Origin of the sequence: Candidatus Njordibacter sp. Uisw_039, from assembly GCF_047730075.1 — a bacterium.
Classification (GTDB): domain Bacteria; phylum Pseudomonadota; class Gammaproteobacteria; order Pseudomonadales; family Balneatricaceae; genus Njordibacter.
Window position 1 is genome coordinate 1,741,255 of record NZ_CP159831.1, and the last position, 18,576, is coordinate 1,759,830.

The window sequence follows — 18,576 nt, forward strand, 5'->3', positions numbered from 1 at the left end:
ATTAGTGCGCCTTCGGATATGGACCCATACCCTTTTCATCAATCGTGTAGCCTTTGGCAAAACGATCTAAGGTATAAGCTTTGTTAAGTTCGTGGGCTTCATCATTGGCAATAGTATGCGCAAAACAGTAACCCGAGGCAGGCGTGGCTTTAAAACCACCGTAACACCAACCCGTGTTGAGGTATAAACCGTCAATTGGGCCAACATCAATAATTGGTGAGCCGTCCATAGACATGTCCATTACACCACCCCAGTTACGAAGTAACTTCAGGCGCGAAAGACATGGCATCATGGTTAAGCCACCAGCAATTACATCTTCAAATACAGGCAAGTTGCCGCGCTGAGCGTAAGTATTGTAGCCATCGATGTCGCCACCGAATACTACACCACCTTTATCTGACTGAGACACATAAAAGTGGCCTGCACCAAAAGTGACAACACCATTGATTAACGGCTTGTATGGTTCAGTAACAAAGGCTTGTAACACATGACTTTCAATCGGCAGGCGCATGCCCAGTTTCTCTGCCAAACGGCTAGAACTACCAGCAACAGCCATGCCTACTTTTTCTGCATGAATGTCGCCACGATTGGTTTTAACACCAATAATACGTTCACCCTGCTTAATAAAGTCGATCACTTCACAGTTTTGAATAATGTCTACACCCAACTGATCAGCGGCACGGGCATAGCCCCAAGCCACAGCATCATGACGAGCGTTACCGGCATCTGGCTGTAAAATACCACCCCACACAGGGAAGCGAGTATCTGCACTGCCATCGATAATAGGTTCGCGTTCTAGCACCTCTTCGCGGCTCAGTAATTCAGATTGAATACCGTTTAAGCGCATGGTGTTAGCACGGCGGGCAAAAGTATCGTATTGCGACTTAGAGTGGGCAATGTTCATTACGCCACGAGGCGAGAACATCACGTTGTAGTTTAAGTCTTGCGCCATATCGCGCCACAGATTCATACCATGTTCATAGAATGGTGCGTTGCCATCTAACAAGTAGTTAGAACGGACAATAGTAGTGTTACGACCCACGTTACCACCGCCAATCCAGCCTTTTTCAAGGATAGCTACATTAGTAATACCGTGATTTTTTGCCAAATAGTAAGCAGTGGCAAGACCGTGGCCACCACCACCAATAATAATGACGTCGTAATTAGATTTTGGCTCTGGGTCACGCCACGCTCGCTGCCAATGTTTATGGCCTCGTAGTGCATTCCAAGCGATGTTTAGGGCATTGTATTGGCCCATGTGTGCCTCCGCTATTATTGTTGTAGCCACAGGTGGCTGGTTTGCAGATTATCAAAGTATCACCATGCAAAATGGGATCTTTATCTTGTGTTCGAAAAGTAAAATAATTGGGCTGGGGGGTAGAAGGATAAATCGACACCTTGTGTCGCTTTTGAACACAAAACGACAAAAAAGAGGATATAATCGACTTATACCCCTTTATTTTCACTTTTTGCCATAATTTTGTATAGGAAATTAGTCTAAGACTAATTTTACAATTCTAAATAACTCATCAGATTATGCACAGTAAAAAGAACCCAGTCTAATGGACACTCTAACTGTCTACAACTTAAACCTTTATGATGGAGATAAGGTTTTTCTGAATCTAGGCCTTAAAAGCGACACCTTGCCTGTGCCTCTTTTTAATTGGTTGTTAATCCTTTAAGTGACGAATTTTGATTACTACATGAACACGACGGCTCTTGGTATGATTTCGCCCTGGTCATCCATTGCTGTTCTCTCGTCTCAAGAGCACCGCGCACGGCAGATTTTAGTGTCATTGATGGCTAAAAAGCAGCGGCGCAAAACTTCTTCCGCGATCACTTCTACACCAGCTCTCAAAACGGCATCCCTAAAATTAAAACGTCGGATAAGTTTGGCAAGAATTTCTGCAGATAATTGACTGTTTTGCCTACTCAACACTAGTAGTGAAATAATAACATTGCTCACGTAGTAAAAAATCACCTGTGGCGATACCCCCTCGTCTCCTACTAAATCCAAATAACGCGCTACTATTTGCTCGAACACAGGGGTATAGGGCGATTTACCTCGGCATACGTCCTTCACAATAATGGACAGCAACTCTACAGTGGGAGGGTGTTCTGGCATCATGTAGTTAACCTCTTCGTAAACCACGTTGTGGCTTAACAAGTACACAACCAGGGCCGTTGATTCTGAGGTGATACAGTGGTTTTGATAATCAACACAACGGCTTTCAAACGCATCAATAGCTTGCACGGGATGCACCTCGCCCAGTGGATACGTGATCATATTTATGGCCAACGGTCAGTACAGTTTCTCCATCTGCATCAATAAGGTAGGTGTTGCGCAGAGATTTAAGGTGCTGTTGCACATGGCGCATGTCTTTCATCAGCCGCTTAAGGCCACGCTGAGTTAAACTGGTGTAGTGCTTGCCTTCACCAATATCGCAGCTGTCGCCGTATAACATAAGCAATTCTACTTGCAGGTGTTCCACAGAACTGATGTGTTGCGAAATGTTGGGTTGAAGTAAATGAAGATCCATGGTCCTGCTCCTTGTTATTGGTGTTGGTATGACAACTATTAAACAACTTAACAATGAGGAACTATGGAAGACTTCCTGAAGATGTAAGGAATAAGTCTGAAGAAATGATGAAGATGACCAACTGAGGCTATATCAGGCTTGCTGGAAGCCTTATGGAGAAACAAACGCCGGACCCATCGGATAGATTAGCAACTTGAGCGGCGCCTTTGTGGAACTGAGCAATGGTTTGTACTACGTAGAGCCCAAGACCAAAGTGCCCGGCACCGCCCGCTGAGGCCTGGGTGCGGGAGGTCACCATAGACTGGAATAATTGGTCCGCCTCATCCAAGTTAATTTGTTCACCTTGATTTTCAACGTCTACAATCCAATCAAATTTATCTGCGCTCAAACGTACTATTATGGGCGTGCCTTGACGGTGAAAATCCTTCGCATTGTCTAACAATTTATCAAGTGCCTGCTCTAAGCGATAATCTACCGCCTGCACCATTGCAGACTTTTTAGTGCCCACGTACTCAATAACAACGTCATGCCCTGCCATTTGATGCTGGTGCTGGCAGTACAGGGTAAGAAAGTGGTTAACATCCAGAGGTTCTAATTCGTCATTAGTTAAAGCTTGCTCAAGATTGGCAGCAGAAGACAGCTTTGACAAGATCGACTCAATTTTATGCAGGCCGCGTTTGGCAATATCGATGTAACCTTTGATCTCACCATCAAGGGGGTAATCAGATATGTTCTCAAGAGACGTGGATATGGCATTTAAGGGATTTTTTATTTCATGGCTTAAGGTGCGTGGCATAGTGGACATGAAGGACTGCTGTTCGTGAAGCTTAGACACCACGTCGGAGAAACTACGCGCTAAATCACCTATAGAATCATCTCGGTCTACCTGGCCCACAATTTTACTCGCCACCAATCGTCCTTCATCATTCACCATGTGTGCCGTTTCTATGCGCAATTTACGCACACGATAGGCCAGGCGCCAAAACAAGAAAAAGACAATTGAAAAAATGAGTAGAATGCCAACCACACTAAAAAGCACAATACTCTGCAAAGACTTAAGCTGTAATTTTAATATTTGATCAGTGGATTGTTTAACCAGCACAATACCTATGACCGAGCCATCATCGGATAATACCGGCGCTGCAGTGGCTAAAAAGCCGCCACCACCCAAAGAAGACCAGCGGGCTTGGGCTAAGTCACCAAGCTGAGCCGCGAACAGCAACTCTTGTTGCGTTTCCAATTCGTCGCCAGTAATGCCCATACTTATCTGCAACAACAGCATCATGGCCTCGTCTAAAAGGCCACCCACATCATCCAACACAGTGGTTTCGCTTAGCTGCGAATACTCGCGAGGTTTGACCAGTGTTTGGGCTCTCAACTGAAGTTTTACATCGTATAAAGCAATATGACTTACAGATTTAGCCAGACTTTCAAGCAATTGATTGGCAGCCGAGGAACTGGTATTTAGGGTATGAAAACCCTTTGACGAACCCATGGAAGAAATGCCGCTTCTAGTAGTACCATCGTACACAGAGAAACGTAATTCCTGCTTTTGATTTAGGCTTACTTTGTTGATTTTGATCTCAACCGTATAGCCTTCAAGTGTTGGCATCATCGCAGCTTCAATAGGTGCTGCTTGAAAGCGATCCATAGTGTCACGCCGCCAGTCAGCTCCCACTCTAAAAATAGCCACAAAACCACCTTGCTGAGGCACCAATACAACACGTTCAATTTCATCACGCTGATTAATCCATTCAAACCTCACGTGGTCTCTTGAATCAAAACCATGTATAGAACCTGCCTCATAATCAGGATCTACGTCTCGCACGTCAATCAGTCCATAATAACTACCGTTGCGCTCACCTACCGCAATAGAAAAGCCAAGCCCTTCATAAAGCTGACGCCTAGGAAAAGACTCCCTTCGATAACTTTGATCTTGCCAATCTTGCTTAGAACCATCAACTGTTATGGGAGTGGCAAGGTAGGTTTTAGGCAGGGGCGCCCCTTCCTGAAGAGACAAGGCAAGGCTTTCTTTTTTATTGTAAAAGGTGTTCGCAACAGATCTTCCAAACTGCTCTTGAGAGATCAACTGCCCTGAGTCTAAAAATTGTTTCGCCTCATTGATAAACTGATAACCAAGCCAAGGCACTGCCGCCAGCACTACTATCAAACTAAGCACTTGGAAGGACAGTTTAAAACTGCGTTTGCGCCTACGAAATTCAGCCACCAATTAAGCCTTCCACCGGTACCCGAGACCATATTCAGAATCTATACCATTAAACTCAGGTGCTGCCCTTCTAATCTTTTTCTTAAGGTTCTTTATGTGCGCACTAATGGTGTTCTTTTCAACCACGCTTGAGTGGGTCACTTGAGCAAAGCGATCATAAGTAATTACATTGCCAGGGCGCAGCACTAAGGCATGTAACATGTTGAACTCTGTCACAGTAAGGTTCAATACAGGTTCTCCCGCCCATGCAACACTCCTAGATAAGGTATTGAGCACTAGCTCACCCCGAACCACCTCCGTGTTAGCGTCGTCAGATGGCCGTGATTGGTTATTAGCCAGCATCATTAGCGTTGCTACCTTGGCAGCCAAAAACTCCATACTAATTGGCTTGGATTGGTAGTCCCATGCACCCATTTTTAGGCCCCACACTTTATCGAATTCACCATCGCGATCAGTTAAAAACAGTACTGGTAGCCCTTCATGAAAACGAACAGCTTCACTGTAAAGTTCAAACCCTCCATCATAGTCACTGCCTAAAATAATATCTAAAATAAGCAAGTCTGGCCGGTTGCGACTTAAGTGATCAAGGGCTTCAGCCTTGGTAGCAAAGGCGTGTACCGTGTATAAGCGACGGGTGAGTAAATTTTCATAATTGGATCGTTGATCATCGTCATCTTCAACAATCACTATGGTGCCATTCTTGCTCATACCCTCTCCCTGTTGTTAATCTATGGCACCAATCCAGCGCAATGCAGCGCTTGACCCAGTTTCAGAAAAAGATGCTTCTATAGTCTGACCCTCACTGTAAATCAACAGATTCACCGGCGATTGAGCCTGTGAAATAGCAACCAACATAGGCTCGGTCACTTCTCCGTAAAACACTGCACTAGGTCCTTGCTTAGACACAAAAGTTTGGCCAGCAATAATTATTTCCACGCGGTCAATCTGGCTTGGAATGATATAATAAATGGAGCCGTCTTGACGGCGGTTAATCTGAAACTCAGTTGAACCAAACCAGCCCACATCCATTATTGTCGTGGCATCAGAATATTTATGCTTTAACACCCCACGTTCAAACACATGGCGTACCGCCCAATCACCATAACAATCATAAATAATATGATCAGAATGCATTGGCTTATCACACTGCTTGGGCATGCCCGCGTAACTGGTTACAGACACCACTAGCAAAAGCAGTAACAGTAATCCAATACGAATAGTTGTGAGTTGGGTGTACAACATAAAGTTCAGAAGAATCTCTTGTGCATTTGAATTCTAAGACAACTTACCAGTTCAGATCCTACGCGCCAAGAGCATCTAGCTCTTCAGATCAATAATTCATTGAATCTTCATGGTTAAGACAGTCTGAACTAACAGATTGATAAGGGTGAAGTAGTTTGTGTTAAATTGATGCTACTGAGTAAAAGTCATGAAGACAGCGGTAATGTTGTTGCTTGGGATCCAAAAGTACGGGAAGTTCAATGCACTGTTTAGCCTGCCCCCTTATTCTTCTCATATTCCAGGACGCCGGCAGTACCTGTAATTATCATGACCGCAGCACTGGTACTGAACAGCAACATTATTATGAAAAAAATGCGCATTGAAAAGAGGTTCTAGTAATTGGGATTGACATCAGATGCCCTTTAGATTGTTATCACAATAGCATATCAAAGCGATAATGCCCGAGCTATCGAGCCAGCACATTATCACTCTGAATTTTTCTTATATTTTCTTAGTTCTGGCTAATGTAATGGTTCACATGACGGGTCTTGATTAACACTTGAACACGACGACTCAAGGTAAGGTCCTCACCATTCGTTCCCAAGACTGGTAATGTCTCACCCTTGGCAGACATCGCGGTGGCCTTCAGTGTCAAACCATCTAAGAAGTTCGCCACACTGAGCATACGTTCTTCAGATAAGGTCATGTTGTAGCCACTCTTTCCCCGTGAGTCAGCATGGCCAATCACTTGCACAGTCACAATACTTTCAGCTTTGGCAGCAGCCATGGCTAATTGTGTTAGGCTGCCAGAGGCATCCGCTGTCAGCACTGCACTATCGGTATCAAATAATATGGTGGCGTCATAGTTATTGAAGTGATAGGTAATCTTAGTCGGTTCAACCACTGTCACTACCGCAGAACTCTCCACAAGAACTGGCGCCTCTTCTTCAACAACAAGCTTAGTCACCACCTCAACAACCACTGGTGCTGGATCGATAGTAGGCGCTATTAGAAGTGCATCGTTGTTTTCTTCCACAATAATTACAGGCTCTTTTTCTGCTTCTACATGAAGTATTTTAGCCACTGCTTTTTGGATTACGGAGAGCAATGATGGTGAAGCTTTAGGGGCGAATTCAGCCATCACAGCATTGTTGTTGATATAATGAATGGTCCGAACAGGGTTGCCATTACTAGAAACTACGGCTGAGCCATCAGTTGTGGTCCATACTTGACTGTTACCCATTGAACCTGTGGCCAAAGCTGGCATGGTGATCATGGCGACGGTCATTCCCAAAGCTAACTTAGATATAATTTTCATGTTAAATTCCTCATTGGTGTCATTTGTCCCAATTGTCTTGGGCTACTTTTTAACCTGATTCTATTTAACCTGATAAGTGTGAATCTTCTCTGAATAGACCGTGAATAGTTTATGATCAATAATGAAGACATACTGAATTATAACTGGCGAGACGGCATTTAAGGGCAAATTCGGCCCACCCTATTGCAACCAGCATAAGTATAAGTTCTGATGAGTGAAGTTAATTTGTCCTTCAGCAGAGACATGTATTTTGACGACACACAAATGGTGGTGGCTAATAATTGCCGCGACACTAAGTATTGGCGCTATGGCAGAGACTGTAAAACTCAGTCGCAACAACATATGCCACAACGCAAATAGCCCAAGTTATAATCAAACTAAGCACTTCACACCCTACCCAAGCACCGAAGCCTGTATCAATGCTGGCGGGCGCCTACCAAAGAACCAAATAAAGGCAACAGTTGCCTCATCTAAATACTCTCGTAAAAAATTTAAACATTGGCTTGATGAGGATGGTGACTGTATTAATACCCGCCACGAGATACTGATTAAAATGAGTTTGTCTCCCGTGTCATTTAAAACAGACTGCCTTGTCGATACTGGTGATTGGCTAGGACCATACACAGGGTGGCATTATTACAACGCAAGGAATCTAGAGATTGACCATCTGGTGCCGCTGAAATGGGCCTGGGACCATGGCGCCAATCTCTGGTCTGCAAGTAAGCGCAAAGCGTTCGCCAACGATGGCGCTAATTTATTTGCAGTAAAAGCCAGCGTCAACCGGCAAAAAGGCGCTAAAGGTCCAACAATTTGGCTGCCACCAGACTCACAATTCCATTGTAAATATGTGACAAATTTTATAATTATTGTGAAGATTTATGGTCTTGTCTTAACACCGAAACACCTGAGTGCACTCAATGACATTAGGATGACAAAGTGCCCTTCAGGTCAGTCGGTGGGCTAGAATTTGTATCAGCATAATATGTCACTCCAACTACTACTTTTTCCTGTGAATGCTGGCAAATACTGCGGTTAAAGAAACCGTGATCAGATCAACAAATATTCTTAAAAGGGCTTTTTGGTAAATACAGTGCAACGCTTTAAAAATTTTCTGAGGGTTCCTTTAATCTAATAAAAACCACCATTACGTACCTCCTCTTTTTATGTTCATACATTGCCTGCCTAAACCTTAGTCCTCATTAATATGGCCATCATGAATTCTTGTAAGCGTAATTATTGAATTAGGACCCTAGCTATCAAAAAAATACTTTGTAACTATCACCCTATCCTCTTTTAGCAACTGCAAGACATTTGCCGATCCTCCACAGCTCAAAAACTTGGACTCGATTTCTGCACGGTTCATTGGCCGCATAGGCCCACCTCGCACATCACCAATCGTCCGCGTGGCAGACCGGCCATCATGTAACGTGATTTCAACCGTGTCAGGGGCTTCAGCGCTCAGGTCTTCTAATTCATCGCCCAAAGGGTATTGATCTAGGACAATACGCGAGGCCAACGTTTGAACATCAGATCGGGTCAACGCCTCAGCAGCAAAATCTGCTAGGGTAATGGACCCTTTAAGCAAAGCCGTCGCCACGCAATAGGTTGTACTAAAGCGCGCTTGTGCCGCAGTGCTGGCACTTTTGATCCCCACAACGCGGGCAAATGGCTCTGGCATCCGTACGCTCACCTGTGCGATTTGATCAGCATTCGGTTTAAGGTGGATATTGAGGGCGAGTGCCGCTTCTATTGCGCGGTGCGTATAGGCGCAGCTTGGCCAGGGTTTGCGCAAGATAGGGTAGTCTAAAACTGCGTTTCCAAGCTGTGCCGTTGCAATAACATTCCGAAGCGGCGACGAACTTGGTGCGCCGTAAAGGTCCAAAAAGCCATAGGCGCCATCCCAGATATCTGCCACAGCAGTCAATCCACTTTCCGCCAAAAAAGCCGCCTGCAATCCTGCCCGTGCTGCTAATCCTGCGTGTAACGCTTTGGTATCCGTCGCAAACTGAAGCTTCATTCCAGCTGAGGCGCTTGTGGCAAGTGACATCGCATTCGCAATCCCATCCTTGTCGAGACCAAGGGCAACAGCCACTGCAGCCGACGTCCCAATCGGTCCGAGTGTGGACGTCGCATGCCAACCGCGCAAATAATGCCCGTACCCAAGAGCCTGCCCCAGCCGCACAATCACCTCATAGCCTACGAGCCATGCAGTGGTAATATCCGAAACAGATAACCCTTGGCGCTGCGCTACAGCCAAAAGAGCGCCAAGAATCGAAGCACTTGGGTGAGTGGACCCAGCGGCCTCATAGTCATCGAAATCAAGGGCATGCGCACGCACGCCATTGACCAGCGCAGCAGCACCTAGAACAAGACCAGCACCGCCGCCAACTGGCACCACCGTGCCAGTCTCACCAGCGCCCAGCATTGCCTTGACGCAACGTTCGGATTGGATTTCACTTCGGCCTGCAATCATACACGCTACCGTATCGAGCAAGGCCAGATGCGCCTCTGCGTGAACATAACCTGTAAAACTACTCTGTGGGTCTTGGGCCCAATCAGCGACCCAATGATTGAAAGCTATCATTCTATGCTCTTTGTCTAAGTTAAATTCGGGATATGGCGCGCCCATAGCACTGCATTACTGGCTAGGGCGAGTGCTTTTTTTAGTAGTAACAAATTCAAATGGATGATGTCAAGGCTTGAGCTTTTGCTTCTTTGGCTATATAGCCACACGCAATTGGGTAATCGCAAGGGCAAAAAAAAGACACCCTACAAAGTAGACCGTCTTTTTTTAACAATAGTGGTGGGTGTTTAGTCCTGTAGTTTTGTAAAACAGTGACTAGGATATGTAATGCCAGCTAAGTGCTGACGCCAAATACGTGAAACGGAGCCAGCTTCAATCAGACTATTTAAGGCACTATCAAGTGCCTTTTTTAATTCGACTTGATTTTTCTGCATAGCTGCGCCCCATAAATTAGCACTTTTGACAGTAAAGGCGAGTTTATAACGAGGGTCAGTTAAGAGTTCCCCAAATGCTGGTTCATCATCCACAACAGCATCAACCTCGCCTGTTGTTAAGGCGCCAATCATGTCTGCAAAAACGTCATCCGACTGACCTGAAAAAGCAACCTGTTGGCATCCCAACCAAGATTTTGCCAATGCCATATTAGTACTGCCGGCGATGGCAGCCACTTGTAAACCTTCAAGGTCTGACGGGCTAGCTATGTTCGCATCACAACACACCAGCACAGATTCATCAAAGGCCGCGTAGGGCCTAGAAAATAGAAAACGTTCTTTTCGAGTGGGGGTTATTGCACAACCACACCAAATGGCATCTGCTTTATTGTCAAACAATGCCAGTTCAAAATCAGACCACCGAGTAAATAGCCAATTGAGTTCAAGACCCAAATGCTGGGCTAATATTTGGGCCACCGCTGGTTCATAGCCGAAGCGCTGGCCCTGATCATCAGTGCTAAATAGCGGCATGGCGTCTAAGTCTGCACAAATTAATGTTAAGCAACCATTTTTTACTGTATTTATCACACTGTCTCCGAAGACTTTAGGTAATCACCAAGAGCAGCAGTTCTAGTACCATCCTCATGCCACAGTATTGAAAAATAGTTTTCATCCATTTTATTGTCTGCCAAGTGATTGCATAAGCAATTGTACAGGATGTATGCTTGGCACAGATGACTTTGCTTCAATACTCCATCTACAGGTCTCGCTATCACAAATAACAAAATCCGGATTGAACTCTTTTATTTGATCAATTAGGGCTGTCCCGATGGAGGTGGCGATATCGTATTTATCCTTATCGTAACCGTATGTTCCGCCCACACCGCAACAATCGGCCTTAGAAAGCTCTAAATGCAATCCTGGGATGAGTTGCAGAAGCTCGACGGCAGGCTGCCCAATATGGTGTCCACGTAATTGGCAGGGGCCATGGTAGAGAACACGCAGAGGCAGCTCTTTTGCATTTTCGCGAATATCGTCCATGTGCCTTTCCCGCAGGAACTCGCATGCATCGACAACGGCGTTTGCCACCGTTCTTGATTTTGTATCTGTCATGTCCAAATAAGCTGAATATTTTGATCGGATCGTGAGGCTGCAACTGGTTGAGGTAAAAATGACAGGTGTATTGTTGCTTGCGGATGGATGGAGTGCGTCGATCAAGTTTATCGCTCGCGCACGGGTTGGCTTCCATTCACCGCTTGAGAGCATAGGTAGTGAACAGCATAGGTCTGTCGGAACATCCACCCGATATCCCAGATGATTAAGCACACCAACCATTGCCTTACCAACATCCGGGTCAAAATTATCGATGGAGCACCCGATAAAATATGAGATTCTCGGACCATCTGGTTGAGTGTGATTAGTAAACCAACGCTTAAAAACAGGGCCATGAACTTTGGGGAGTGGTGCATCGCGATGAATGCCAGTGGCTTTTTCTATTAAAAACCGCAGCAATCCATTATTCAGCATGAAGTTGGATAAACTAGGTAATAATCCACTTAATTTACCAATTAAATCAGGTCTATTGAGGATACGTTGACCGACCTTCAACTCAGTTCCTTCGTTAAGTGATACTGCCTTGGCCACTGTGATGATATCAGTAATAGCAACATCGTTTGGGCAGACGCTGGTGCAGATACCACATCCGCTGCACAGGAATGGGGATAGTTCAGACAGGGATTCAATAGCGCGAAACCGCTGAGCCTGCGGTCCTGTGTACTTTGGCCCTGGAAACTTTCCTGTTACAGATGCTACGGGGCAGTGTGCATCACAGATTCCACACTTCGTACATAAATCCATAGAAGACAAAATAGCTTTCTGATCTCGCACCTTGTGAGCATGTGGGCTTGAAAATTCTGCAATAGTATTTTTTTTCAGCATGGCTACGCCTTTATCCTTTTGCAGACATCGTGGACACTAGTCTGCCACTTTGCCCAGAGATCGGTACGTTCATCCGTTCCCATAGATGGTTCATAAATATCGGCATCTTGCTTGATTGCAACGACATCACGGGTCGTCATCTGGCCCGCTCCAATGGCAGCAAGGTATGCAGCCCCAAGTGCCGTCATGTCAGGCTCGCGCGATACCAACACAGGCATGTTGAGCAGATCAGATTGACGTTGCATAAGGTAGCAATTTTTCGAAGGGCCACCATCAGCTCGAACTTCCTGAATGCTGCCGTTTAACTTCGTATTTAAGGCATGGACGATATCAGCACACTGGAAAGCGATGCCATCAAGCAGTGCACGTGCAATATGTCCAGGTTCTGTATCAAGACCTAACCCAGTTATGCTTGCCCGTGCATTTGATTCCCAATGCGGGGCCGATAATCCGGTAAAACCAGGAACCATTGAGACCCCACCGGAATCAGTTACACTAAATGCCATATCACTTGATGCCTTTGCTGAAGAAAGCCAGCCGGAGCGCACCATCCAGTCGATTGCTGAACCGACAGAGAATACCCCGCCCTCAACGGTATAATCAACCCTGCCATCAATCTCCCATGCGATGAATACTGGAAGCTTGCCATCAGGTTCTACGGGGGTTGTTCCGGTGTTGACTTCAATAAAGGCACCCGTGCCGTATGTGGCTTTCACCACAGTGTTATCCTGACACCCTTGCGAAAACAAGGCGGCATGGGCATCGACTACATCAGCCGTAATTGCAATTTTTACACCACCAAAATCTGGATGAGATGCAAGGCCAAAATCCCCACAACTGGGACGGATTTCAGGCAAGGTTTGCTCATGTAGATCGAGAGCCTGAAGGAGATCATTATCCCAGATCATATTTCGCAAGTTAAAGAGTGCTGTGCGTGACGCTGTCCCGGAGTCGGTCGCATGCACCTCACCACCAGTCAGCCTGTCGATCACGTACGTTTCCGTTCCGCCCAAGCGTAAAGTGCCTTTATCAAGAGCTGATTTAATCTCAGCGACATTATCGATTAGCCAGCGAAATTTCGTGGCAGAAAAATAGGGGTCGAGGTGTATACCCGTCCGTTCGCGAACTAATGCGTCTACACCTTTAGCAGCTAGCGCATCACAGATATCGGAATTTCGGCGATCTTCCCAGGACAAGGCGGGGCCAATTCCCATACCACCTCCCGATGTCCAAGCCATGCTCGTCTCACCCTGATTAGCAAACCCGATCCCCTGAACATCACTCCAGGATAACTCAGCCTTTTTCAGAGCACCGGATGCAGCACCTAGACTAGATTGCAAAAAATCTTCCGGATCATGTTCAACCCACCCTACTTGCGGCATTCTTTTGGGCATGGGGATAGAATGGCTCGACAGTTTCCCACGTTCTGGATCAAACACCAATGCTGTTGTGGTCGTGCCACCATGGTCTATACCGATGAAAATTCCACTATCCATTTTTCATCCCCATTAATTGGTTATGGGCCGTCTCCGCAGCGACCCATCCGGTTGAAATGCATACACCTTCGCAAGAGCTCTCTTGAGCCGGATTCCAGTGACTTAGGCTCCTGCCTGTAACACATACATTCCGATATCCTTTCAGAGGACGCAGTTCATTATCGGTTTCGACCCCCGCCATATGCAGAGCATGTAAAGATGTATCAACAGAAACAGCGCTTAACGGTTCACTTTGATAAACCTCAAGCCCTAATGATGTTTCATGGACATTGCCATGAGAATCGATATCTAACCCCCCCATAAGGACACCACCGGTCGATACAATAAAAATTGAAGCTTCATAAGACCTCCCTATATCATCCGTGACCGCGATACAGTGCGAGCCATTCGAGCGATGCTCAATAATCTTCACACCTGAATGAATAGAGACCTTTTGCTGTTTCAAATTACTTGTTAGGTCATCATCTAGTCGCATACCAGGTATGCTTGGCGGTAGGGTTGAAACTTCCCGACAGGGAATGCCTATTATCTTTTCAGCTTCATTCATAATTCGTTGATGATCTTTGAATCCCATAACCGCAGCAAACAATAAAACTTCCGTTTCGTCCGAAAGGGACTCTTTCAAACCTAGAAAAAAGGAAGCAGGGTCTTCCAGACGATCGAACGATTTCGCCAGTGCTGCGTTTTTAGAAAACACATCAGGGGCCTCAAATTCAAGAACACTGACCTTATAGCCAGCCCTATTGAGTTCATTGGAAGCCAGGTGTGCTGTGAAATCTCCGTGGTTTCGGAATTGAACTATGGTAGCATTTTTATTTTTTATATCGTCGAATGTTGCTTGCCAAGGTAAGGCTCTATACACCGGAATACCAAGCCCAGCAGGGCTGACAGAAAGGATATTGCTGCCGTCATTTTTTTTGTAAAACCATTCCAGTGCTAAGCGAACATTGGAAGTGCCAATCCTTCGGTATGGGTGATGACTATTCAGACTTTCAATTGCCTCAAATGGATTTTTGACCATCTGTTCAGACGAATCAAATCCCAAGACATGCTCTCCGGCAGAAGAATAATGTAGAGATCCCGCTCCCACCGCCAGAATTCGGACTGTGTAACCATACTCAACAAGCCGGGTTGCTGCGATTAGCCCATCCAATTCTGCACCGATGATAATGACATCCGTTTTCATCTGCGGTCCTCAACTGGAAGAATATCTTTATCAAGACGTATCCCCAGAGTCTCGCGGTAGATAGAGTCGCTCAATACTACTTGTTTTGCCTGCTGTCCCCAGGAGGTAAATATGGAGCCTTTAAGACGCTCAGTCCAAAATTTACCAAGGTCATTTTTGGAAGGATACTCTGAATCGTACTCAGCCAATAAGGAGGCAACTCGACTGCCGCAAAACGTTCCCTGGCAGGGGCCAAAACCTACACGTGATCGACGGCGAAAATCATGGAGGTGATTAATCCCATGGCTTTCAATTAAGCTGACTATATCTTCTTTATTGACGGATTCACATTCGCAAATAGGACTACCAAAGTTTTGAGTTTTTTCTACATTCTTGTAATTACCTACTGGATGCCAATCGGATTTTTTACTGCTTTTTGATAATGGTATATCTGCCGTTTTGCTGGACTCGTTCAAACCAAAGTGCTGGCAAATACGATCCCCTATATCCTCTGCCATGGACCGATGCGTTGTTAGTGACCCTCCCAATATCGTGTAAAACCCATCAATACCATTATCTCCATGATTAATAACCGAGTGTCTTCGTGATAAGGGTTTGTCAGAATCCCAGCCTTGCGGCCTGAATAGAGGCCGCACACCTGCCCAGGCTCGAAAAGCCCGATAGTTACGGATATTAGGAATTAACGGTTCTGCATTTTTGAGCAACTCCTGAATTTCTTCAGGGCGAACATGTGTTGTATCTGGGGTATCAACGACTTCTGACGAAGTGCCAAACAAACTGATTGTCCCTGTTGGTACAATAATGTCATGGCTAGTTGGCGGCCTACATCTGTTTATGGCTCTTGATACCATGCGATGAGAAAACACCAATATAGACCCTTTGCCCAGCTCAATATTCGCTGTTTCCCCAACAAGGGACGCAACACGCGCAGACCATGGTCCAGACGCATTGATGACAACATCAGCCTCAATTCTTCTTTCACCGCTCTGGCCTATAGCTGTTACGCCTCGAACACGCCCAGCTGTTACATCTATATCTGTGACCTGGTGGCGTGTTAATATTTCACCTCCACGACGACGAATGTCATCGGCTAACAGGTTTACCAAACCCCATGGTTGGATCGTGGCGTCGGGAACGGAGAATGCTCGGAGAACCTTTCTACTGATATTTGGCTCTTCACCCATCACCTGTTCAGGCGGTAGTTCTTTTATGGGAATACCAGCTTCTTGGCAGCAAGTGTAGAACCTATCGTCAAAACCTTCTGGGTCATCGGGCAACGTGACAAAGAGACCACCAGTTTGTTCAACCACTTCCGGAGCAGTATTAGCGATATTGAGACGTTCACGCATGCATTCTGCAGCGTACTCAGTATCACTGACGGCGTACCGGGCGCCGCTTTGCAGCATGCCGTGAAAACGACTACTTGTGCCAGACCCTAGGTCGCCAAATTCAATTAGAGTAACTTTAAACCCACGCATTGACAGATCACGAGCAACACCACATCCAGTAGCACCGCCGCCAATAATGATGGCTCTGGGGGCGTTCAGTGAAATTGATTTAGATTTATGCATCCAGGCCAAGCTCTTTTTTGTGTTTGGTTGCCCATGCATTGATCAGGCGATCAGCCGTAATGGCAATAAAGGCAACGCAGATACCAGCTGTGATACCACGACCAGGATCAACTTTCGATAAGGCAATGAGGGTTTCTTGGCCAAGGTCACGCGTGCCAACTAACGCCGTGATCACCAGCATACTAAGCCCCATCATCAAGGTCTGGTTAACACCTAGCATTATATCTGGAAGAGCCAATGGTAATTGAACCCGTTTTAGAATTTGTAACCGAGTACAACCCATCGCGCGGGACGCTTCAATAAAATGGTCTGGGACCTGGCGAATACCATGGGTTGTATAGCGAATGGCCGGCACAACCGCGTACATCACAACGGCAACCATGGCAGAGAACTCACCAATACCGAACAACATGATCACCGGTATCAGGTAAACAAAAGATGGTAGTGTCTGTAAAGTATCAATAATGACCTGAACGACCCTATAAACGCGTTCATTTTGCGCAGAGATAATACCAATGGGAATGCCAATGGCGCTTGCTAGGAAAACACATACGCCAACGAGATAGACTGAAATCATTGCTTTTTCCCACAATCCGACGGCGGCTATGAAAGAAATTAACACAGCGCTGAGGAAAGCCAAGCGCAGACCACCCAGATGATATCCAATGGCTGCAATAACAAAGACGGTACCAAGCCAAGGCAAACCTAGCATGAAGGCTTTGGATGGTTTCAAAAGATAAATAAAGAAGAACCGACGGAATGCATCTATATATACATACCCATTAATATTGATCCAATCAATAATGTTGTCCCAGAATTTTCCTGTGCTAAACGTCCAGTCATCAGGTACTTGAGAAATAACTGGGTACCATTGCCCCAAAAGCGTTGTGCCAATTGCAATCAGTGCAATAAGAATCAATAAACGATATTTTTCATAAAAAGAAGGAATATGATCGATGTGAACAGTCCTACGCGAAGCATACTCTTGACTGATACGATCTAGTACAATGGCGACCAGAGTTATGGCAATGCCTGCTTCAGCTCCTTGTCCAATACGTAGAGATTTCAAAGACGCCCAAACATCAAATCCAAGGCCACCCGCACCAATTAAGGACGCGATAATAACCATATTCAAGGTCAACATAATCACTTGATTAACACCGACCATAAGCCGGGGACGGATAGAGGGGATCATTACTTTCCAGGTAAGTTGCTTTGCTGAACAACCAGCCATGCGGCCAAAATCTACCGTTTCATTATTAACCTGCATCAACGATAACTTCGTCACACGGGCCATGGGGGGCATGGCATATATCAACGTAACCATCATAGCAGCAGCTGGGCCATACCCAAACATCATCAATGCCGGAACCAAATAGGCAAATACTGGCATGGTCTGCATGAAATCAAATGTAGGGGTAAGAATTCGATCCATCACTGCCGATTTAAAGGCCGCTACACCGAGTAAAACACCTAAAATAATACCAAACAAAACAGCGACAATTATTGATGCCAAGGTCAGCATCGTGCTTTCCCATAACCCAATAAAAGCAACATATAAAAATGACAATAAGATAAAGGCTGTAAGTTTTCGATTGCCAAGCTTCGAACCCAACATCACTAAAATAACAGTAACACCAAGCCAAGATAACGGCGGAATTTGCAATAATATTTCCACATCGTTTTCAAATTTAAACCCAGTAACCAGTAGGCTTTTCAAGAATAAGGTTGGCGCGTCCAGCATACTGCCAAAAGCACGCGTCAACTCTTTGAAAGTAAAGAACCCCAGATCTGCTTCTTTCAATAACCATTTAATAAAAATTGATAACTCTTTACTAAATGGAATGATCCATGATTTAGGGTAATTGATAGCCCATGACAATAATTGGGGCTGATGCTTTATCAAGATAGCGACGAGAACTGATACAAAAATCATTAATGTGCTGACTTTAGGACGTAACGGCGTTTGTTCAAACCACACCTTTATCGTAGCCATGTGTGTCCTATGTTTTATGATATAAATATACTATTCGAAACAGGATTTACAAAACGAAACAGTAGAAAACAAGATCTCCTAGTAGGCTGAATATAATAACAACCCAGCCTACCAAGCGTCTATTGAAG

Annotated in this window: 15 protein-coding genes; 1 reads left to right on the top strand and 14 read right to left on the bottom strand. The window is 45.5% G+C overall.

Features of this window, described 5'->3' with window-relative positions; genetic code table 11:
- Nucleotide 1 precedes the first annotated feature (1 nt).
- The 7 genes from ABXT70_RS08260 to ABXT70_RS08290 all read right to left on the bottom strand — a co-directional run bounded on the left by ABXT70_RS08260 (nucleotide 2) and on the right by ABXT70_RS08290 (nucleotide 7,306).
- Nucleotides 2-1,258 carry a sarcosine oxidase subunit beta family protein gene (locus ABXT70_RS08260; protein ID WP_443640017.1) on the bottom strand — a complete coding sequence of 419 codons (1,257 nt, stop codon included), beginning with the start codon at nucleotides 1,256-1,258 and terminating at the stop codon, nucleotides 2-4.
- 504 nt (nucleotides 1,259-1,762) lie between these two features.
- Nucleotides 1,763-2,287 (bottom strand): hypothetical protein, encoded by a 525-nt coding sequence (locus ABXT70_RS08265; protein WP_443640018.1) that lies wholly within the window; start codon nucleotides 2,285-2,287, stop codon nucleotides 1,763-1,765.
- On the bottom strand, nucleotides 2,241-2,540 hold the full coding sequence (locus tag ABXT70_RS08270; RefSeq protein WP_443640019.1) for a hypothetical protein: 300 nt from the start codon (nucleotides 2,538-2,540) through the stop codon (nucleotides 2,241-2,243). Before ABXT70_RS08270 ends, ABXT70_RS08265 begins: the two co-directional genes overlap by 47 nt.
- A 127-nt stretch (nucleotides 2,541-2,667) precedes the next feature.
- Complete coding sequence (locus ABXT70_RS08275) at nucleotides 2,668-4,767, bottom strand: ATP-binding protein (protein WP_443640020.1); 2,100 nt, start codon at nucleotides 4,765-4,767, stop codon at nucleotides 2,668-2,670.
- Nucleotides 4,768-4,770: 3 nt separating this feature from the next.
- The gene (locus tag ABXT70_RS08280; protein ID WP_443640021.1) at nucleotides 4,771-5,475 is read right to left on the bottom strand and encodes a response regulator transcription factor; all 705 of its coding nucleotides are present in this window, start codon (nucleotides 5,473-5,475) and stop codon (nucleotides 4,771-4,773) included.
- Nucleotides 5,476-5,490: 15 nt separating this feature from the next.
- The gene (locus tag ABXT70_RS08285; protein WP_443640022.1) at nucleotides 5,491-6,009 is read right to left on the bottom strand and encodes a hypothetical protein; all 519 of its coding nucleotides are present in this window, start codon (nucleotides 6,007-6,009) and stop codon (nucleotides 5,491-5,493) included.
- 490 nt (nucleotides 6,010-6,499) lie between these two features.
- Nucleotides 6,500-7,306 carry an OmpA family protein gene (locus tag ABXT70_RS08290; protein ID WP_443640023.1) on the bottom strand — a complete coding sequence of 269 codons (807 nt, stop codon included), beginning with the start codon at nucleotides 7,304-7,306 and terminating at the stop codon, nucleotides 6,500-6,502.
- Nucleotides 7,307-7,556: 250 nt separating this feature from the next.
- Between ABXT70_RS08290 and ABXT70_RS08295 the strand changes: the two genes are divergently transcribed.
- Complete coding sequence (locus ABXT70_RS08295) at nucleotides 7,557-8,270, top strand: HNH endonuclease family protein (RefSeq protein ID WP_443640024.1); 714 nt, start codon at nucleotides 7,557-7,559, stop codon at nucleotides 8,268-8,270.
- Between the two features lie 285 nt (nucleotides 8,271-8,555).
- Here the strand turns inward: ABXT70_RS08295 and ABXT70_RS08300 are convergent, their stop codons facing one another.
- The 7 genes from ABXT70_RS08300 to ABXT70_RS08330 form a co-directional block, all read right to left on the bottom strand.
- Nucleotides 8,556-9,890: an MmgE/PrpD family protein gene (locus ABXT70_RS08300; RefSeq protein ID WP_443640025.1), complete on the bottom strand. Its 1,335-nt coding sequence runs from the start codon at nucleotides 9,888-9,890 to the stop codon at nucleotides 8,556-8,558.
- A gap of 227 nt (nucleotides 9,891-10,117) precedes the next feature.
- Nucleotides 10,118-10,849 (bottom strand): substrate-binding periplasmic protein, encoded by a 732-nt coding sequence (locus tag ABXT70_RS08305; protein WP_443640026.1) that lies wholly within the window; start codon nucleotides 10,847-10,849, stop codon nucleotides 10,118-10,120.
- Between the two features lie 90 nt (nucleotides 10,850-10,939).
- Entirely contained in the window at nucleotides 10,940-12,199 is a 1,260-nt protein-coding gene (locus ABXT70_RS08310) for an anaerobic glycerol-3-phosphate dehydrogenase subunit C (protein WP_443640027.1), read from the bottom strand.
- A 2-nt stretch (nucleotides 12,200-12,201) separates the two neighbouring features.
- The gene (locus tag ABXT70_RS08315; protein WP_443640028.1) at nucleotides 12,202-13,695 is read right to left on the bottom strand and encodes an FGGY-family carbohydrate kinase; all 1,494 of its coding nucleotides are present in this window, start codon (nucleotides 13,693-13,695) and stop codon (nucleotides 12,202-12,204) included.
- The gene (locus ABXT70_RS08320; protein ID WP_443640029.1) at nucleotides 13,688-14,881 is read right to left on the bottom strand and encodes an FAD-binding protein; all 1,194 of its coding nucleotides are present in this window, start codon (nucleotides 14,879-14,881) and stop codon (nucleotides 13,688-13,690) included. Before ABXT70_RS08320 ends, ABXT70_RS08315 begins: the two co-directional genes overlap by 8 nt.
- The gene (locus ABXT70_RS08325) at nucleotides 14,878-16,452 is read right to left on the bottom strand and encodes an FAD-dependent oxidoreductase (RefSeq protein WP_443640030.1); all 1,575 of its coding nucleotides are present in this window, start codon (nucleotides 16,450-16,452) and stop codon (nucleotides 14,878-14,880) included. The genes ABXT70_RS08320 and ABXT70_RS08325 overlap by 4 nt, the downstream gene beginning before the upstream one ends.
- Nucleotides 16,445-18,448: an ABC transporter permease gene (locus ABXT70_RS08330; RefSeq protein ID WP_443640031.1), complete on the bottom strand. Its 2,004-nt coding sequence runs from the start codon at nucleotides 18,446-18,448 to the stop codon at nucleotides 16,445-16,447. The genes ABXT70_RS08325 and ABXT70_RS08330 overlap by 8 nt, the downstream gene beginning before the upstream one ends.
- Nucleotides 18,449-18,576: the final 128 nt, after the last annotated feature.